Genomic DNA, 18,351 nt, shown 5'->3' on the forward strand with positions numbered 1-18,351 from the left:
TCTGCCTAACCAGAAAGTCAACTATTTAGATGAATTGTACTCGTCCAAAAATGACTGCAAGTAATGATACGCGGGTGTCAATTGACCATTATAAACAATAACCGCACGGGCAAGCTCGGGGATCAAACCACACTCTTCAAATGATTTTGAAAGGTCCATTGACATCATATTCTCCATATAGCCTTTCAAAATAGCAGAGAAATGTCTGGACGCATCCAGTGATAACTCACACGGTAAGTTATCAATCGACATCACCGTAATACCGTCAGCGATAACACCATCAGTTGAAGTTTTTGAGTCGATATCATAAGTAAAAGCTGGAGTATCGATATCTGAAGCTTTGGTCGTACATTCCAACGAGCCATTAATATCACAGCTAATATCGCCAACAACCAGTGGAAGTCTTTCTTTATTAGCTTCCATTCTTGCCTGATCCAGGTGCTTTGGATATTTTTCAGTCCAATAAGGAGTCTGTAGCAAAATTGAAAACTTGCCCAATAATTGATCAAAAGTACTTTTATACTTCTCAACTCCGTATTTTACGAAATCATCCATATCGAAAGCTTCGCCTTCAATATGAGCATTAATATGTCGACTACTTGCAACCGCATACCAGCTTCCTTCAGGAGCATCGCCATCCAGTAGCTGTTGAATGTCAACTCTTGGTAACCCTAACCATTGACAAACCTCTTCACTACCCTTACCGACATTACCAGTACCGACAATTAAAACCTGAACGGGAACACCGGCATCAACATCGATAGCAGCAAAATGTTCCTTAACTTTTTCAATGCAGCCATATTCCCATGTCTGCTTAACTGCTCTCAGACAACTTTCTTCATTTCTAGCAGCATATTTTTTGCCAGCGATAAAAAAACTATCAATTGCTCCTGCTATACCTGCAAACCGACCAAAAGCAATAGTACGCTTGCCGCTATCGTCGACAATTGGTTCATAATCGATCAGCGTTGCCTTTTGGTCGATAAACTTTTGCAGTAATCCCATATTATAATCTTGTCCTTTAATTGTATGGGAAAATGCCAAATGAACCTGACCGGCGCGGATAGAAGAAACCGGAGGTTCTTTAATTCCAATAACAAACTCTGCTTTTTCGGGACATCCCGACAATGATACACCTGCTGATTCATACTCATTATCTTTATGAATACGAATAGTGCTTGGCTCAACGCTGACCGGGAAACCTTTTTCGACCAGTTCAGCAGCATCCGATGGAGTCAACGCGGTGCGTTTTTCCCAATCATTCTTATGCTCTTTCCTAATGACAGTGTTTAACATACCTAGACCTTATTTTTTGCGATGACACTTGCATCATCGACTTTGGGAGAAGATGCCACCTTGTGACTCTCGCCCTTTCCTGTGAACAACTCCCCTTTACTTCCTACAACAAATGGCTCATTATCCTGGTTGCCTCTATTTTTAGCTTCCCAAAGCATCACCGCCTGCATAGCTGACTCGACCTGTTCTGATGTCAACTTTTCACCGCTCTCCCACTTACCGAGCTCGATCGCTGTTTTTAATTTGCTAATCATTTCCGGTGTCAGGTTGGATACAGTTTGTTGATAATTCACTTGGGGTTCTCCAGTTTTACGACCTGAATGTCGCTGCTAAAGGGGATATCGTACTAACTGGCGAATTCTTTTGAAACCTGTCTTCAATACAAGACTCGCCACAAGCGCCGGAATTATAGGTAATCTGCCTATTTCAAGCAATTGACCTGAAGCATTTGTTCAATATTTACCCCGCTAAAAGACTGCAATTGCGACAAAACGAATGAAATTCGATTAAATTCTATTCAACTTGTCGCTAAATGACGGTTTTTACAAAGAAAACACGCTTAAAAATTGATGCTTTAAATAATAATTGCTATAGTTCAGCCACTGGTAAACCATAGCTGAATAGACCATTTTAGGTACTTATTTCAGAAAATGAGTTAAATCGACCTCCTTTAGAATAATTCGGCCGAAAGGTTGTATTCTAAAATGTACCGATAAGACCCATATTAATCCGAGTTTACCCATAGTTTATAGGCAAATAACCCTGGTTAGTTTGTCATTGTAAGTTAAAAGATTTTTAGCATTGTTTACACTGGATAATAACTACTGGCGTAAATAATGAAAGATTAAAGGGCACAAATTAGCCCTGTTTAGCAAGAAAGAGATTAGGCGAACGCCAAGCAACAGAAAAGAATTTTTGAAGGTCATATGACCTGAATGTATTGAAATAAGACAATGGGCTACAGATTTTGTAGCGATAGATTATAAGAAAAAGTACGGCCGTCAGGCTTTTAGACATTTCAAAGCAAACCTCCAGGCTCAAGCGCCCCAGGTGAAGTACAAGACGAGACCGAACTAACTGTTTGATAACTAAAGAAAAAAGTTATCAACACTCTATCTTGGCTCGCATTTTGCCAATATAGACTTTAAACAATCTAGCTTGTTAGAAAATACCATTCAGTCAAAACGGTCAAAAGCCGGCCAAAATTCCCCTCTGCTCAAGCCTTCGCCTCATAATAACGAGAGATAAAAAATATGAAGCGTATGTTAATCAATGCGACTCAACCTGAAGAAGTTCGCGTTGCATTAGTTGATGGTCAGCGATTGTTTGACCTGGATATCGAGCTCATCGGTCGAGAGCAAAAAAAGGCCAATATTTATAAAGGTAAGGTCACTCGAGTAGAACCCAGCCTGGAAGCCGCATTTGTTGACTATGGTGCTGAACGCCATGGTTTTCTTCCTTTAAAAGAAATTTCTCGCGAATACTTTGCGGAAAAGAATTTTAAAGGACGTCCTAACATTAAGGACGCTATTCAGGAAGGTCAGGAAGTTATTGTTCAGATTGACAAAGAAGAGCGAGGCAATAAAGGCGCAGCGTTAACCACATTTATTAGCCTGGCCGGTTGCTACCTTGTATTGATGCCAAATAATCCTCGTGCAGGTGGTATTTCTCGTCGTATTGAAGGCGAAGAAAGAGAAGAGCTACGAGCAGCCATGCGTAACATTAGCACTCCTCGAGGCATGGGGTGCATTGTTAGAACTGCTGGCGTTGGCCGAAATGCAGAGGAACTAGAATGGGATATGACCGTTTTGCAGAATCTTTGGACTGCAATCAAAAAAGCGGCCGAAGAACGCCCTGCTCCATTCCTTATTCATCAGGAAAGTGATGTCATTATCCGCTCTTTACGCGACTATTTGCGTTCTGATATCGGCGAAATTATCGTCGACAAAAAAGAAGTATTTGAAAAAGTAAAACGTCAAATTGAGTTTATTCGTCCGACTTTTGTCAATCGAGTTAAACTCAATGAAGATCGTGAAATTCCATTGTTTAATCGCTATCAGATAGAGTCACAAATTGAGACAGCCTATCAACGAGAAGTCCGACTACCTTCAGGTGGTTCGATAGTTATTGATCCGACTGAGGCATTAGTATCGATTGATATCAACTCCTCTAGAGCGACCAAGGGTGCGGATATTGAAGAAACTGCACTACAAACTAATAAAGAAGCTGCCCAGGAAATTGCCCGCCAGCTGCGCTTAAGGGATATGGGAGGTCTCATAGTTATCGACTTCATCGACATGTCTCCGGTCAAAAACCAGCGTGAAGTCGAGTCTGTATTAAAAGAAGCTTTAACTCGAGACAGAGCAAGAGTACAAGTTGGCAAAATCTCTCGCTTTGGACTGCTCGAAATGTCACGGCAAAGACTTAAACCTTCTTTAGGCGAATCTGCACATCATGTATGTCCACGCTGTACGGGAACCGGTGTGGTTCGTGGAGTAGAGTCACTGTCACTTTCAATTTTACGTCTACTTGAAGAAGAAGCCACAAAAGATTCTACAACATCAGTTCAGGCCCAGCTCCCGGTTGAAGTTGCGACATTCTTACTAAACGAAAAGCGCAAAATAATCCATGCGATTGAAAGAAGACAAAAAGTTCAGATTTTTATAATTCCTAATCCGTACATGGAAACACCGAATTATGAAATTGTGCGCATGCGCGGTAGTGAAAAACTCGAAAAGGCGACACATGAAATCCCTGTGCAGCCTCAACTTGAAATTATTACGCCCGCTAGCGATCCACAGACACCTTTGCAAACAGAGCAAGCCGCAGTAACCTCAATTGTTGCGCCGTCTGCACCGGTGCACGTGAAGAAAGAAACTAAGGAGCCAGGTTTCTTTGCAAAGTTATGGCAGGCGCTATTTGGAAAAGAAGAAAAATCAAAGAATAACAAGAGTAAGCGTCACGCTAAGGGTCGCAAGGGCAACCGCTACGATAAACGTCAGAGAAATCAAAACAGACGTGGACGTCCAAGCAAGCGTAAAGATGAACAGTCCAACCGCTCTAATGTCCAAAAGCAAGATGGGAAACAGGAGCAAAATAGAGATCAAAATAAAGATCAACAAGGCAACAAAAACAAAGCGGATGGTCAAAGACAGAACCGTCGACGTGGAAGTAACCAGGATAGACGCAACGACAATCGCGCCAAAGATAACCGAAACAAAGGTAACCAGGCAGCAGAAACTCAAGCTGAACGCTCTCCGCGCCAATCTCGCGAAGAACGTCAGAAAGTGCAAGCTGAAGCCCGCCAAAAGAACAAACAGCGAGCTGAAAAAAGAACAACTTCTGGAAATCGTCCGGAAAGAACGACTCAACAAGAGAGAAAGTCCAATAAAAAAACAGAGTCAGTTGAAGCTGTAAAGACTGAGATAGCCTCTGATACAGAGATTACTAATCAAATAGTAAAGCCTGTTTCCAGTGAACCGGCGGCGACGACTGAAAATACGTCTCCAAAAGAAGCGACTAAACAAATTGACTCACCAGTTGATGAAACTGTAGCGGTAAAAAGTGAACAGAGTAGCTCTGGGTCAAATGACTCATTAGTCGCTAACCAGTCACCTGAAGCTGTGAAGCAAGAATCAGATGGGGTCGTAGAACAAGCTCAAGAGAAAGATGTAATAATATCGAAGGAACCTGAAAGCCCTGCTTCACAGGAACTAACAGTTCAAAACGAAAAAGTTGTTCAGCTTGAAGCTAATGACCAAGCTTTCACTGAGTCTAAAGACAGCTCTTGTGCTAGTGAAGAAGAGCCTGTTAAGCAGGAAGCAGCGGTAGTTGTAGAAATGAGAAAATCTTTTGCTCCAATGACAAAACCTGAGCCGGCGGAAGCGATTGAACCTTTAAAAATCAGTATTAATTACCCAACTTTTAATTCTGATGAAAAAGTAACGACAGATATGGCACGAAATCACAAAGACTCTAGTTACGCACCAATGACAAAGCCGTCTTTTGTTGAATAGTCTATCTCTGACAGGTAATTAATGCCTATAAAAAAGCCTCCGTATGGAGGCTTTTTTATAAACTTTTTCTAAGACTTTTATACATTCTTCAAATGCTCAATTAACCCTTCGCTCGCATCTTCTATCAAGTCAATCACCAAGTCAAAACCGCTGCTTCCACCATAATAGGGATCGGGAACTTCATCATATTCTGTCTGAGTCGAATACTCCAAAAACATTTTGATCTTGTCTACTTTCTTTCCATGTCCCGAACGCTCAGCTTGAGTTTTTAAATTGGTAAAATTTTCCGAATCCATAGCAACTATTAAATCAAATTTTTCGAAGTCACAGCTTTCAACCTGCCTTGAAATAATCGCACTCAAATCGTAACCTCGTCGTTTAGCAGCTGCAATGGCCCGTCGATCTGCATGCTCTCCCGCGTGGTAACCTATAGTTCCGGCAGAATCGATCAGAATTGAGCGTTCGATATCCGAATTTTCAAACATTTGTCTGAAAACCCCCTCAGCAGTAGGTGATCGACAAATATTACCCATGCAAACAAAAAGAACTGAATTCGCCATGTTAAATCCCTGGAATTAGCCTATATTCAATAATCAAAGAGCCTTGGCCTGCAATTATATTCGATTGAGCAATTGTAAAACAATTTCTCAATGACCAGACCTTTATAATCGCCTCCTATCGCTAAGCTTATGAAAACACGCAAACTATTCAAGAAACCTTAGCGATACCAATGAAGAAACGGTATAATTCGGCCAATTTAACGTTGCTTGGTAATGAATAAAGCAAGTTACCGACTGAACCCGTGAAATGCAGAATATTCGCCTTAAGGAGAGCATAAATGCCAGGTTTTGAAATTTTTGGGCCGGAAGAAAAACAGGAAATCGCCGATGTAATGGAAAATGGTTTTATTTTTCGATACAACTTTGATCCTGTAAGAAATGGCCGCTGGAAAGCAAAAGAAATGGAAGCCATGTTATGTGAAAAAATGGGTGTAAAATATGCGCATCTGTTATCCAGCGGTACTGCGGCTCTCCAAACTGCACTGGCAGCAGCCGGAATTGGCGCTGGTGATGAAGTGATAGTTCCTCCTTTTACCTTTGTCGCGTCTGTTGAAGCAATCATAATGGCTGGTGCAGTGCCTGTATTTGCAGAAATTGATGAAACTCTGTGTCTTTCACCAGAAGGAATCGAAGCCGCTATAACACCTAAAACAAAAGCAGTAAACCTGGTTCACATGTGTGGCTCTATGGCTAAACTGGACGAGATTAAAGCGATATGCGATAAACACAACCTTGTGCTGTTAGAGGATGCTTGCCAGGCCGTTGGTGGCTCATATAAAGGCCAGGCTCTTGGAAGTATCGGTCATGTCGGATGCTTCTCGTTTGACTCGGTAAAAACGATTACCTGTGGTGAGGGTGGCGCGGTGATAACCAACGATGACACCATCTATCAGCACTCTCACAAGTTCACCGACCACGGACACGACCACGAAGGAAATGATCGTGGAGCAGAAAGCCACCCGATAATGGGATTGAATTTTAGAATTTCAGAATTAAACGCCGCTCTTGGTTTGGCTCAACTACGTAAACTTGATGATATTATTGCGACACAACGCAAAAATAAAAGTCTAATCAAAGCTGCTATGAGCGAAATTGAAGGAGTCACCTTTAGAGAGATCCCTGATCCAGAAGGTGATTCAGCTGGCTTTTTAACATTCATGTTGCCTACTGAAGAGAAGACCATCGAAATCAATAAATGTCTTGCGAAAGAAGGTGTGGATGGATGTTTCTACTGGTATGTTAACAACTGGCACTATTTGAAAAACTGGGACCATATTCAAAACTTGCGCTCCCCTGCTCGACTGCCAATCCATTTGATTGAGGACAGACCGGACTATACTCAGGTCAATACCCCAAAATCGGATGATATTATGAGTCGAACTATTTCTATGCTGATTAAACTTTCCTGGACAGAAGAAGAAATTCAACAGCGAATTGAAAATATTAAACGGGCTTTCGCCTAAAAGCCGAGGAGTAACTTTTATGTCATTCAAAAACTTTAAAGTCGTACCCAAGCTAATCTTCGGTCGAGGTTCTTTTTCTCAACTAGATGAAGTACTGGCAGAGGAAAGAAAATCAGAAAATGATTTTGTCGTTTATGTTGTCGACAAAGTTCACCAAGGTAAAGAACTTGAAAATAGAATTCCAAAAAAAGAGCAGGACCTGACTCTCTGGGTCTATGTTGATGAAGAAGAGCCTACCACTAAGCAGGTCGATGAGTTAACCAATCAAGTTAAAGCTCACTCGAATAATAATCCGGTCAGTGTGGTTGGGATTGGTGGAGGCTCAGCAATGGATCTCGCTAAAGCGGTGTCTTTAATGCTGACCAACCCTGGTGGTTCAGCCAAATATCAGGGGTGGGATCTTATCCAAAACCCGGCGGTACACCATATCGGAATCCCGACAGTATCGGGTACCGGGGCCGAAGCTTCACGCACTGCGGTATTATGTGGACCGGAAAGAAAGCTAGGGCTCAACTCTGACTATACCGTTTTTGATCAAATCATTATGGATCCAGAACTTATTGCTTCAGTTCCTACAGATCAGTGGTTTTACACTGGAATGGACTGCTACATCCATTGTATCGAATCGCTTGAGGGCACCTATTTAAATGAGTTTTCTAAAGCTTACGGAGAAAAGTCTTTAGAACTTTGTCGTCAGGTCTTCCTTGAGGATCACCCGGAAAAAGATGACAAATTGATGATGGCTTCTTTCATGGGAGGAATGAGTATCGCTTACAGCCAGGTTGGGGCCTGCCATGCAGTTTCTTATGGATTGGGATATGTTCTGGGATACCATCACGGTATTGGCAACTGTATTGCTTTTGATGTGCTAGATGAATTCTATCCTGAAGGCGTTAAAGAGTTCCGTCAAATGCTGAAAAAGCACAATGTCACCCTACCTAAAAATATTTGTAAAGACCTTCCAGACGAGACTATTCAAAAAATGGTTAAAGTTGCCAAGAGCATGGGGCCTCTGTGGCACAATGTTTACGGAGATGGCTGGGAAGAAAAAGTAACTGACGAAATGCTAACCGAATTGTATCGTCGTATCTAAGCTAATACAATTTAACTCAGGCTGGTTTAGCAGCCTGAGTTTTACTAATTTTTTTAATTTTCAGTTTTACAATAATTCAGGTTCAAAATGAGCGTTACTCTATTAATTCCTGCACGATACGGTTCACAAAGATTTGCTGGTAAGCCATTAGCGCTAATCAAAGGTAAGCCAATGATCCAGCATGTCTATGAGAGAGCTTCACAAGCGAGTGGCATTGACAATGTCTATGTAGCTACTGATGATGAAAGAATTCAGGCAGCTGTTGAAGATTTTGGTGGTCAAGTTGTAATGACAGGAGCCGAAGCCGAATCAGGAACAGATCGAATTGACGATGCAAGCACTCAATTAGGTCTTGTGGAGGATGATCTTATTATTAATCTTCAAGGAGATCAGCCATTAGTCAATCCTGAGACTATTTCACAAATAGTTGAGCTATTCGATCGTCCGGACTGCGATTTTGAAATGGCAACCCTCGGCTACGAAATTACTGACGAATCAGAACTTGATGATCCTAAACATGTAAAAATGGTTTTTGATGACAAAGGATATGCACTTTATTTTTCCCGAGCAAAAATACCTTATGGCCGAGACACCAGTGATTACCCGGTTTATAAGCACTTGGGAATTTATGCCTATACAAAACGCTTTGTATCACGTTTTTCCAGTCTCCCTGTAGGCCGTTTAGAGTCGCTTGAGAAACTTGAGCAGCTGCGCGCATTAGAGAATGGCATGAAGATTATGACGGCAATATCAAAATATGACTCCCCTGAAGTGGACACTAAGGAAGATATAGAGATTTGCGAGTCGAAACTTGCATAACCAGGCTAGTGAAAACTAGCCATTTTCGTTCTGACAATTCCAACATAACTCAAAAGCTCCGCCATTTCTTTCCCCACATTGAGAGCATATCCAATCTTTGAGGTTCTTACTTTCAATACTCTCCAATATTTCTCTGCAAGATTCTATTTGGTTTTTATCGACCCATAATTCTACGAAAATTTGTGGAGCCTCGACAGCTCCATTCGACGCAAACTCATTTCTTAGCTCTGACGGTATTCCTTTTGATTCAAGTAGGTTCTTTATGTTATAGACGACCAATCGATTTTCATTTCTATACAGTAACTCCATTACAATAGCTCTCCTTTCTGAGTCTTACGATTAGTCTAATTCTTGTTCCACAACAATTTAACTTTCAATTAAGTTATCCAGCTCGTCTCCAGTTAGCGGTTTTCCTTCCTCTGGCAGTAATACCGGTACCCCATCATCAATTGGATAGGCGACCCTGTCGAACCGACATATCAATAATTTTTTTTCAACCAAGTGAGTTAATTTGCTATTACACATTGGACAAACAAGTATTTCTTCAAGTTTTTTATCCATTCTAATCCCTACTAGTGTTCTAATATTCGGTTAATTAACTGATGAATTATCTGCTCACCACCTTTCATTCGAATTTTGAGAAAATACCAATTTTCTTTAGCAAAAGGCAGACACTTTACTGAATCCTTTTCAGTCATTACTACAATCTCGGAGCTTATTTTATCAAAGTCTTCTGCACAAAAATCATGATGATCATCAAAGACCATCGAGTTAAAACTCGTTTTATGCTCCGCCAATGTTTTAAAAAAACGATCTGGATTCCCGATACCCGCAACCGCCGTAACTGAGTGTTCAGACAGGTTGGACAGAGTTACTTGCTCTCCCGACTTAATATGGACCAGACCAACGACCTCTATCTGCACGTTCCTTGTTGTCAGTCCAGATAGAGCTTCCTCACTTTTACCATTCACAATGACCTGATCAACTGATTTTAACCTTGAAACCGGTTCACGAAGCGGACCAAAAGGTAACATTAGCCGATTACCCAAACCTCTTTGTCCATCAACTAAGGCATATTCATACTGACGATCCATTGCATAGTGTTGCAACCCATCATCACTGATTATGAGGTCCAAGTCAGAAATTGTTTCAATTAGCTTAACTGCTTCTGAACGTTTCGGACTAATTGCGATTGGAACACCAGTTTGTCTATAAAGCATATATACTTCATCACCTACCATCTTAGCGTTATCGCTTTCATCCACAAGGTGTGGAAAGTTGTTTATCTTCGCCCCATAGCCTCGGCTGACAATACCAGCCTTTATATTTTTTTTAGCAAGTTCAGCAACAAGAAACTGGATAAATGGTGTTTTACCTGTACCACCTACTGAAATATTTCCAACAACAACAACAGGAAGTCGGCTTTTATAGTTACGAGTGATGCCGAGGATAAACATTAACCTTTTAAGCCTGGCAAACAAAGATATTAGATAACTCAAAGGCCAGAAGAACCAGCGTAGAACGTCTTTTCTATACCAAAACCTTTCGATTGAACTTGACATCGGTATTTCAACTACTCAGAAAATTGCATTGCTTGTAATTTCGCATAAACACGATTTTCTTCTAAAAGAGACCGGTGATCGCCTTGCTCCACTATTTCACCTTCCTCCATTACTATTATTTTATCTGCGCGCTCAATAGTTGAAAGCCTGTGTGCGATCACAAAGGTAGTTCGATTTTCAGTTAGTGCATCTAATGCTGCCTGTATATGTCGCTCAGATTCTGTATCAAGAGCCGAGGTTGCTTCGTCCAAAATAATAATAGGTGCGCTTTTATAAATTGCCCTTGCGATAGCTAGTCGCTGTCGTTGGCCACCGGAAAGCTTGGAACCGTTTTCTCCAATATAAGTGTCAAATCTATTGGGCATTTTTTCTACAAATTCCAGTGCATGTGCCTTTTTAGCAGCTTCTATCAAACGCTGTTCATCAATTTCTTTTTCGCCGTAGGCAATATTTGCTTTAACCGTGTCATTAAACAAAACAACCTGCTGAGAAACGTAGGCGATTTGATTCCTGAGGGAGGCCAGTTTGAACTGGTTGATATTTTTATCATCAAACTCTATAGCGCCTTCAGAGACTTCATAAAACCGGAGCAGCAAATTTGTCAATGTTGATTTACCACTTCCAGACTTGCCAACAAAAGCGACAGTTTCTCCCTGCTTTGCTTCGAAGCTAATATTTTTTAAGACAAGTTGTTCGCTCTCAGGATATTTAAAACTAACATTGCTGAAATTAATACTCTGTGAGATCGAAGATAGATCGCTAGTTCCTTCATCTTTCTCCTTCTCAAAATCCAAAATCTCAAAAATACTTTCTGCGGCAGCAATTCCTTGTTGCAATACTACGTTAACATTGGAAATTACTTTTAGCGGTTTCAGAATAAACATCATCAGAAGCATCATAGCCACGAATTCACCAGGCGTTAAACTATTCCCCTCCATTTCTATTGCTGAATAAAAAATAACCCCAGCCATGGCAAACGCAGCAATGAGTTGAATTAAAGGCACACTAACAGCTTTGGCAAGCGTCAGTTTTAATTGTTGACGGCGATTTGTCTGTGCAGCGACACTGAATCTTTTAGTTTCATAGGCTTCACCACCAAAGGTCTTCACTACTTTATATCCTTCAACTATCTCCTGTGCAGTTTGTGTTACTCCTCCCATTGCATCTTGTATATTTCTGCTGACTTTTTTGAAGCGCTTACTAGCAAATCCAACCAAAATAGCGATCACAGGCATTGATAGAAAGAATATGCTCGCCAAGCGCCAATTCGTGTAAAACATAACGCCAATTGCGCCGATAATGGATCCGCCTTCTCTAACCATTTTAGTAATAGCATCTGAACTCGCATTTGCTACTTGCTGCGTATTAAATGTTACTTTGGAAATTAACTCACCGGAGGAGTTTTTGTCGAAGAAATAACATGACAATCCAATATAATTTTCAATTAATTGTTCTCGGAGTTTTTGAACAACTGTTTGACCAACTCGGTCCATACAATAGACTGAAATAATGGAAGCAATCCCTCTGACAAATATAATTCCTACTATAAAAACAGGTGCTAATTTAAGAACTTCAACCTTACCAGCAATTAGCCCTTCATCTGTAAGTACTTCGGTCAGTGAAATAAACCAAACATCCATTGCGGCATAAAGAAGATTTCCTAAAATTGCAATGATAAAAGGCGTTTTGAGATCTCTTAAATAACTAAGCAGTCGACGATAGCTCCTGCCGTTAGATTGTTGTTTCTTATCAGTCATCGGTACTTTTCTGTGTAGCCATTTTCAGGTTGGTAACGCCTAATTGTGAAGCAGCATCCATTGCTGACACAACCGATTGATAGGGAGTGTTTTTATCACCACTGATTACGACAGGTATTTCCGGGTCATCTGCCAACAAGGGCTGTACCGCTTTCTTTAAAGTTTCAACTTGCGAGTTTACCAAACCTTTTCCATTAACAAAGAAACGCCCTTCGCGATCAACACTGATTTCTATCATTTTAGGCTCAGCCTGCATCTGCTCAGTATCGGCCTTGGGTAACTCTAACTTGATCTGAGTTTCTCTGGTAAAGGAAGTCGACACCATGAAGAAAATCAATAGTAAAAAAACGACATCAATTAAAGGCGTGAGGTTTATGGCCACATCTTGTTTTTGCTTTCGATAAAACACTTGAGCTATCCTTTTTCTCTCTCACCGTGAAGCACTTCAACCATTTTAAGCGCCTCCTGCTCCATCGCAGTCACCAACTCTTCAACTTTTCTCTCGTAGTGTCGATGAAAAATCAAAGCTGGAATACCAATCGTCAATCCCGTCGCAGTAGTAATCAATGCCTCTGAAATTCCCTTGGATAGCGCATTAGCATCTCCTGTTCCTTGAATGGTAATAACGGTAAATACATCAATCATTCCGATTACCGTTCCCAACAAGCCTAAAAGCGGTGTAATCTGTGCAATGGTACCCAATGTGTTCAGGTAGCGCTCAAGAGACAATACGGCATGGCGCCCTGCTTCCTGGATACTTTCCTTCATCGTTTCTCTGCCGTGCACGTGATTAACAAGACCGGCTGCAAGTATTTCACCTAACGGTGAGCTGGACTTAAGTAGCTTAAGCTTGCTCTTATCCAGTTGATTATTCTTAATCCAAGTCCACACCTGCGCAACGAGGTGCTTTGGAGTAATTCGGGAGCGTCTTAAGCTCCAGCCTCTTTCAACACAAATAGCTAAAGCAGCTATTGAGCAAAGAGCGATTGGGTACATCAGCCAACCACCGGCCCTGAATAATTCGAACATTATTGTAAACTTCCTATGAATTAGAAAAATTTTTCTATTTATTGTGCCTTCACCCAGTTTATTTTGTTGGGTTCAAGCTTATATTGATTGTTATCTAATCAGTCGAACGGCCATCTTATTAGATGACGGCTAACCAACGGGATATAGTCCAGTCGATTTTAGCTATGACAAGAATTATATCAAGGCATTCAATTGCTGGCCCTCTATTTTGTGATTTCTTCCCAGTTTTTCAAGGATTTAACCAGAAGTGCTGGTTTAATTGTCGCCAACTATTAACTTTTAGGCCAGAGTCTGGCGACACGCTTACCAGAAGAGCTCCATCAACATGAGTTGTCCAGACTTGACTCCCCCTTTCAATATATCGGAGAACAACTTCTTTTCTAGGGAAGTGCCATTGATTATCGTACCCGGTAGAAAATATAACATGCCGAGGTCGAAATTGATCCACAAATGCCTGAGTCGAGCTTGTTTTGCTACCGTGGTGAGGTGCAACTACAACATCCATCGCATCACCCAACTGCTTTAAAAGCGCTCTTTCGGCCTTTTCCTCGATATCTCCCGTGATTAAAATCTTTTTATCTCCAGCCTTGATGTAGAGAACGCAAGATGCATTATTGCCTATACGTTCCGGCCAGCCAAGGTGCTCCATAAAGTTGAAACTAACATTTCCCCAGCTCCAACTTGCATCTTCGCTACATAGAGTTGATGGCAATTGTCTGGATTTGACTATCTTTTCTGCCCAGGGCCTTAGCTTTTCCCCTTTAATAATCGAGTTTACCGCTAAATTTTCCACTATCTGCTTAACCCCGCCAGCATGATCGCTATCTGCATGGCTCACAATGAACTTGTCTATTCCTGTTACCCCCCTTACCTTTAAGAATGGTAGAACACTACTTTGAGCCGTTGCATAATTTTCGTTCCCCCATCCAGTATCAAATAGAACATTACCCTTCTCCGTTTCAAGGTAGACGGATAATCCCTGTCCAATATCAAAGACCGCCATTTCGAGTAAACTTTGTTCAGGTTTGCTCTCATGGACACCGATAAATATAAGAGTTAAAGGTAGTATGACTATTTTCGAAATGATCTTCTGAGGAACTAGCAAGACTAAACCAATAAGCGACGCCAAAACTAGCTGTATACCTGAAATATCTATATGTACCTGCAGAAAGGAAGCAGCATTGACCAGACTCTGAGTAAAAATGACAAAATCCATCAAAAAACTACTTACAGCGAGTACCAATACCGCAGCCGACTCCCAGACTAATGCCAGCACAAGTCCAAGATAAGTCACAGGGGTTAACACAAAACTGGTAAAAGGAATCAATATCAAGTTTGCTACTAAACTAGCAAAACTGTAGAAGCCAAAAACACTGATACTGATCGGCACTAGTCCGATAAAAAGATACCAATTGACTATAATATAGCCCTGCAATTTCCTGGTAGGCAAAGACTGGCGCTGAATAACACAGCTAATTATGAATACTGCAATAAAAGACAACCAAAACCCGGTTGAAAGAATCGCAAATGGGTGTAATGTTAAAACGATAATTATTGCTAATCCAAGTACATTGCCTAGCTTAAAGTGGCGACTTGACCAACTTGCCATAATAAAAACAGACAACATCACAAATGCCCTCTGACCAGGCAGTCCAAAGCCGCTCATACTCAACAAAAATGCAGCACCGCATAAAGACATTATCTGGCCGGCTATTTGAGCTGGCAGCCAAGTGCACAATCGACTACTAGCTCTCCATAAAAGCGAAAACAACCAGTAGCTCCATAGCGCCGCTATCCCGATATGTAATCCGGATATAGCCAATAAATGAGAGGTCCCTGACTGTCTGAATGACTCCCATTGAGCATCTGAAATATAAGATTTTTCACCCAAAGTTATTGCTAGAATGAGTCCCAGATTCTCAGATTTTTGACTCGCACGACTAATTTTTTCAAAGATATGCTGCCGAAAACCATGATAAGAGCTACTGAGACTAGGCTTCAAACTTATTTTCTTCCCACCTCTTACCGAGCCTTTGCCGGCATAACCTTGTGCCACTAGCCACTTTTCACTATCAAAGCCGCCTGGGTTATAACGCCCGTGTACCGGCCTTAACTTTAATTCCAGTGACCAGAACTGACCTGCTTTTATTTCTTCAGATGGAGGCTCTGAGTAAGCTCCCCAACCTAGCTGAAACTTTGACCTGACGGCAAAACCAACCTTTTTTCCCTCTAGTTCTGTTATGCAGAAATCAAACTTCCTATACTCTGATTGAAGGTGAGGTATTGAACAAACATATCCCAGAGCAACTGTTTTTCTAGGGGCCTGTAATAATTGTCCAGAATAGTATTTCCAAAATAAGACAGCGGCACTGGATAATAAGAGTCCGGAAATGAATATTTTGCATGCAGCAGAGCGAAGCAGATCGAAATATATCTTACGAGCACAACTCAGCTTATTAGAAAAGAGTTTCGAGTAGACGAACAAAAATATAAAGTAAAGACAGGAAAAGATACAAAGGTACTCCGCCTGCCTATGATTTTCTATAATCAGCAGCGAACAAAATCCCGCTAAATAAGCTATTCCAAGCCTAAGCATTATCTCTTCCCTGGATAATAAGGACTAGTCAAATTCTTCTACATTGACTATTAACAATTGTTTATTGCTGGCTTTTACTATATCTTGCCGCTAGATTAAATAAAACCACTTTAGATAAGTAATTATGCCGCGCAAACTCATCAAGCGCTATCTGCCAGATCCAGACGCGATAAAAGAAAATCGATTTTTAAGGGTATTCGGTAAAGTCATACACGACCCGCAACTTTGGCACCTGACACGCTATTCTGTTGGACATGCTTTTCTGGTTGGGCTTTTCTGTGCCTTTATTCCAGTACCTTTCCAGATGGTATTAGCAGCCGGTGGCGCTATTGTCTTCAGGGCCAACATAGCGATATCTATCGCTCTGGTCTGGGTTACCAATCCGCTCACTATGCCGGTAATATTCGGCTTCGCCTATTTAGTCGGCCTATGGACCCTTGGTCAGGACACCTCAAATGCTGAATTTGAATTAAGCTGGGATTGGCTTGCAGCAAATGACTTCTGGGCGCCATTTTTATGGGGCTGTTTCCTATGCGGTACGATTTGTGCCATTCTGGGCTATCTCGGTATACGACTTTTCTGGAGACTCCATATATTGAGTGCCTGGCAAGAAAGGGTAAAAAAGCGTGAAAAAGCTAAGCAAGAGGCAAATACAAATAGCAATTCATAACTCGAGATTAGGTGTACTAGTTCTATTTAAAATATTTACATACTAAAAAGCGCGCCTTAGAGGCGCGCTTTTTTGTTCAACTTGATTCAACTTGGTTATTGTTGGCTTTGAATGAAATTTTCTAACCCCATTTTATCAATCAACCCCATTTGTTGCTCTAACCAATACATATGATCTTCTTCTGTATCCGCTAGTAACTTGAGTAGAATTTCACGAGTTTGGTAATCTCTTTCCTGCTCGCATACACTAATTGCGACTTTTAAGGCATCTGCGACATGGTATTCGTAGTCCAGGTCATTTTTTAACATTTCCGGAACATCTTTTCCTATCTTCAGAGGCGTACGTTTTGATAAATCAGGTGTGGCTTCTAAAAACAACATACGATCAATCAGAAGCTGCGCGTGCTCCCTTTCTTCTTCAGCTTCGTGTGAAATACGCTCTTCAAGCTTACCCAGTCCCCAGTCTCCGTACATTCTTGCGTGAATGAAGTACTGATCAAAAGCGCTCATTTCTGATTCGAGTAGCTTTTGCAACTGCTCAATAACTTTCTGACTACCTTGCATATTTAAATATCCTATTGCGAATTCATGATATTAGATTCTTGAATTATTCTGAAATTAGCTAGACTGCCGACTGCAGATAGTTCTCAAGTCCAGTATGATCTATTAGATATTGCTGGGCTTCCAGCCAGTCAACTTGTTCTTCACACTCGTGCAATATTGACTCTAACATTTCTCGACTAATGTAATCACTCCCCTTTTCACACAACTCAATGGCTTCAACCAGTAACTTTCTTAACTCTAAATCAAAACGCATGTTACCACTCAAGATTTGCGGAACATCTTCTCCCAAATAGAGCTTTCCCAGGTCCTGTAGATTCGCCAACCCTTCTAGAAATAAAATTCGCTTAATAACTTTGTCTGAAGCTTTCATTAAATAGATAGAATAATCGTAATCTTTCTTTTTGAGGTGGTTAAACCCCCAATTTTCACTCATCCTCGAGTGTAGAAAATACTGATTGATACCTGTTAAAAGTGACTTTAGTACTTGATTTAGTTGAGAAATAATCTGCTTATCACCTTTCATTGAGTTGTCCTTTTCGTTTGCGGGATAACATTTGGTCAATTGCACTAGTATACGTGTTTTTATGACATTTGTTGATCCAAATCACTCGTTTTATTCCGAATCCGTATTGACTTAAATGAGAATGATTCCTATAATTATTCTCAAATTCAAATCCGCTTTACGAGCACCTATTTATGTACGTATGTATTTGTAACGCAGTAACTGATACGCAAATAATTGAAGCACAACAAAATGGCTTAAAAACGATGGCGCAAATTACCGAGCACCTCGGTGTAGGTAATTGCTGTGGACGTTGCGTAGAAACTGCAAAAGAAGTTCTTGCTGAGAATTCTGGGGTACGGAAGTTCATTCCCCAAATGGCAGAAAACCCGTCTTTGGTTCCAGCTTAAACTTGCCCTTCCCTC

Annotated in this window: 18 protein-coding genes; 6 read left to right on the forward strand and 12 right to left on the reverse strand. The window is 41.0% G+C overall.

Annotated elements, in window-relative coordinates; all coding sequences use genetic code 11:
* Positions 1-21: 21 nt before the first annotated feature.
* Together IYN84_RS05475 and IYN84_RS05480 are read right to left on the reverse strand one after the other, a co-directional pair.
* Positions 22-1,296 carry an alanine dehydrogenase gene (locus tag IYN84_RS05475; RefSeq protein WP_196138145.1) on the reverse strand — a complete coding sequence of 425 codons (1,275 nt, stop codon included), beginning with the start codon at positions 1,294-1,296 and terminating at the stop codon, positions 22-24.
* 2 nt (positions 1,297-1,298) lie between these two features.
* The gene (locus tag IYN84_RS05480; RefSeq protein WP_196138146.1) at positions 1,299-1,589 is read right to left on the reverse strand and encodes a DUF1315 family protein; all 291 of its coding nucleotides are present in this window, start codon (positions 1,587-1,589) and stop codon (positions 1,299-1,301) included.
* Positions 1,590-2,549: 960 nt separating this feature from the next.
* On the opposite strand from IYN84_RS05480, the gene rne reads away from it, so the two are divergent.
* Complete coding sequence (gene rne, locus IYN84_RS05485) at positions 2,550-5,312, forward strand: ribonuclease E (protein WP_196138147.1); 2,763 nt, start codon at positions 2,550-2,552, stop codon at positions 5,310-5,312.
* 77 nt (positions 5,313-5,389) lie between these two features.
* Here the strand turns inward: rne and IYN84_RS05490 are convergent, their stop codons facing one another.
* Positions 5,390-5,872, reverse strand: a complete 483-nt coding sequence (locus IYN84_RS05490; protein ID WP_196138148.1) for a low molecular weight protein-tyrosine-phosphatase — start codon at positions 5,870-5,872, stop codon at positions 5,390-5,392.
* A gap of 278 nt (positions 5,873-6,150) precedes the next feature.
* On the opposite strand from IYN84_RS05490, the gene IYN84_RS05495 reads away from it, so the two are divergent.
* The 3 genes from IYN84_RS05495 (at position 6,151) to kdsB (ending at position 9,247) form a co-directional block, all read left to right on the forward strand.
* Positions 6,151-7,335, forward strand: coding sequence for a DegT/DnrJ/EryC1/StrS aminotransferase family protein (locus IYN84_RS05495; protein ID WP_196138149.1), 1,185 nt, complete (start codon positions 6,151-6,153; stop codon positions 7,333-7,335).
* Between the two features lie 19 nt (positions 7,336-7,354).
* A complete protein-coding gene (gene kdnB / locus IYN84_RS05500) occupies positions 7,355-8,428 on the forward strand; it encodes a 3-deoxy-alpha-D-manno-octulosonate 8-oxidase KdnB (protein ID WP_196138150.1) in 1,074 nt (357 codons plus the stop codon).
* A gap of 87 nt (positions 8,429-8,515) precedes the next feature.
* The gene (gene kdsB, locus IYN84_RS05505) at positions 8,516-9,247 is read left to right on the forward strand and encodes a 3-deoxy-manno-octulosonate cytidylyltransferase (protein WP_196138151.1); all 732 of its coding nucleotides are present in this window, start codon (positions 8,516-8,518) and stop codon (positions 9,245-9,247) included.
* 15 nt (positions 9,248-9,262) lie between these two features.
* On the opposite strand, the gene IYN84_RS05510 is transcribed toward kdsB, so the two are convergent.
* The 7 genes from IYN84_RS05510 to IYN84_RS05540 form a co-directional block, all read right to left on the reverse strand.
* Entirely contained in the window at positions 9,263-9,556 is a 294-nt protein-coding gene (locus IYN84_RS05510; protein WP_196138152.1) for a DUF2007 domain-containing protein, read from the reverse strand.
* A 57-nt stretch (positions 9,557-9,613) separates the two neighbouring features.
* Positions 9,614-9,808, reverse strand: coding sequence for a Trm112 family protein (locus IYN84_RS05515; protein WP_196138153.1), 195 nt, complete (start codon positions 9,806-9,808; stop codon positions 9,614-9,616).
* Positions 9,809-9,819: 11 nt separating this feature from the next.
* A complete protein-coding gene (gene lpxK / locus IYN84_RS05520; protein WP_196138154.1) occupies positions 9,820-10,809 on the reverse strand; it encodes a tetraacyldisaccharide 4'-kinase in 990 nt (329 codons plus the stop codon).
* Positions 10,810-10,820: 11 nt separating this feature from the next.
* Positions 10,821-12,566, reverse strand: coding sequence for a lipid A export permease/ATP-binding protein MsbA (gene msbA / locus IYN84_RS05525; RefSeq protein ID WP_196138155.1), 1,746 nt, complete (start codon positions 12,564-12,566; stop codon positions 10,821-10,823).
* Positions 12,559-12,975, reverse strand: a complete 417-nt coding sequence (locus IYN84_RS05530; protein WP_196138156.1) for a biopolymer transporter ExbD — start codon at positions 12,973-12,975, stop codon at positions 12,559-12,561. Before IYN84_RS05530 ends, msbA begins: the two co-directional genes overlap by 8 nt.
* A 5-nt stretch (positions 12,976-12,980) precedes the next feature.
* Positions 12,981-13,595 (reverse strand): MotA/TolQ/ExbB proton channel family protein, encoded by a 615-nt coding sequence (locus IYN84_RS05535; RefSeq protein ID WP_196138157.1) that lies wholly within the window; start codon positions 13,593-13,595, stop codon positions 12,981-12,983.
* Between the two features lie 229 nt (positions 13,596-13,824).
* Entirely contained in the window at positions 13,825-16,191 is a 2,367-nt protein-coding gene (locus tag IYN84_RS05540) for a DNA internalization-related competence protein ComEC/Rec2 (protein WP_196138158.1), read from the reverse strand.
* Positions 16,192-16,315: 124 nt separating this feature from the next.
* Here IYN84_RS05540 and IYN84_RS05545 point away from each other — a divergent pair, with 124 nt between their 5' ends.
* The gene (locus IYN84_RS05545; protein ID WP_196138159.1) at positions 16,316-16,861 is read left to right on the forward strand and encodes a DUF2062 domain-containing protein; all 546 of its coding nucleotides are present in this window, start codon (positions 16,316-16,318) and stop codon (positions 16,859-16,861) included.
* A gap of 95 nt (positions 16,862-16,956) precedes the next feature.
* On the opposite strand, the gene bfr (IYN84_RS05550) is transcribed toward IYN84_RS05545, so the two are convergent.
* Together bfr (IYN84_RS05550) and bfr (IYN84_RS05555) are read right to left on the reverse strand one after the other, a co-directional pair.
* Positions 16,957-17,424: a bacterioferritin gene (gene bfr / locus IYN84_RS05550; protein ID WP_196138160.1), complete on the reverse strand. Its 468-nt coding sequence runs from the start codon at positions 17,422-17,424 to the stop codon at positions 16,957-16,959.
* Positions 17,425-17,482: 58 nt separating this feature from the next.
* Positions 17,483-17,947, reverse strand: coding sequence for a bacterioferritin (gene bfr / locus IYN84_RS05555; protein ID WP_196138161.1), 465 nt, complete (start codon positions 17,945-17,947; stop codon positions 17,483-17,485).
* A 173-nt stretch (positions 17,948-18,120) separates the two neighbouring features.
* Here bfr (IYN84_RS05555) and IYN84_RS05560 point away from each other — a divergent pair, with 173 nt between their 5' ends.
* Complete coding sequence (locus IYN84_RS05560) at positions 18,121-18,336, forward strand: bacterioferritin-associated ferredoxin (protein ID WP_196138162.1); 216 nt, start codon at positions 18,121-18,123, stop codon at positions 18,334-18,336.
* The last annotated feature ends 15 nt before the right edge of the window (positions 18,337-18,351 follow it).

The organism is Aliikangiella sp. G2MR2-5 (assembly GCF_015687155.1).
In the GTDB taxonomy this organism is placed as follows: domain Bacteria; phylum Pseudomonadota; class Gammaproteobacteria; order Enterobacterales; family Kangiellaceae; genus Aliikangiella.

Coding starts and splice junctions, on each gene's coding strand:
- bfr (WP_196138160.1), bottom strand. CDS start 17,424: ATGCAAGGTAGTCAGAAAGTTATTGAGCAGTTGCAAAAGCTACTCGAA.
- IYN84_RS05535 (WP_196138157.1), bottom strand. CDS start 13,595: ATGTTCGAATTATTCAGGGCCGGTGGTTGGCTGATGTACCCAATCGCT.
- rne (WP_196138147.1), top strand. CDS start 2,550: ATGAAGCGTATGTTAATCAATGCGACTCAACCTGAAGAAGTTCGCGTT.
- IYN84_RS05515 (WP_196138153.1), bottom strand. CDS start 9,808: ATGGATAAAAAACTTGAAGAAATACTTGTTTGTCCAATGTGTAATAGC.
- IYN84_RS05495 (WP_196138149.1), top strand. CDS start 6,151: ATGCCAGGTTTTGAAATTTTTGGGCCGGAAGAAAAACAGGAAATCGCC.
- IYN84_RS05560 (WP_196138162.1), top strand. CDS start 18,121: ATGTACGTATGTATTTGTAACGCAGTAACTGATACGCAAATAATTGAA.
- IYN84_RS05490 (WP_196138148.1), bottom strand. CDS start 5,872: ATGGCGAATTCAGTTCTTTTTGTTTGCATGGGTAATATTTGTCGATCA.
- kdnB (WP_196138150.1), top strand. CDS start 7,355: ATGTCATTCAAAAACTTTAAAGTCGTACCCAAGCTAATCTTCGGTCGA.
- IYN84_RS05540 (WP_196138158.1), bottom strand. CDS start 16,191: ATGCTTAGGCTTGGAATAGCTTATTTAGCGGGATTTTGTTCGCTGCTG.
- IYN84_RS05510 (WP_196138152.1), bottom strand. CDS start 9,556: ATGGAGTTACTGTATAGAAATGAAAATCGATTGGTCGTCTATAACATA.
- IYN84_RS05545 (WP_196138159.1), top strand. CDS start 16,316: ATGCCGCGCAAACTCATCAAGCGCTATCTGCCAGATCCAGACGCGATA.
- bfr (WP_196138161.1), bottom strand. CDS start 17,947: ATGAAAGGTGATAAGCAGATTATTTCTCAACTAAATCAAGTACTAAAG.
- lpxK (WP_196138154.1), bottom strand. CDS start 10,809: ATGTCAAGTTCAATCGAAAGGTTTTGGTATAGAAAAGACGTTCTACGC.
- IYN84_RS05475 (WP_196138145.1), bottom strand. CDS start 1,296: ATGTTAAACACTGTCATTAGGAAAGAGCATAAGAATGATTGGGAAAAA.
- msbA (WP_196138155.1), bottom strand. CDS start 12,566: ATGACTGATAAGAAACAACAATCTAACGGCAGGAGCTATCGTCGACTG.
- kdsB (WP_196138151.1), top strand. CDS start 8,516: ATGAGCGTTACTCTATTAATTCCTGCACGATACGGTTCACAAAGATTT.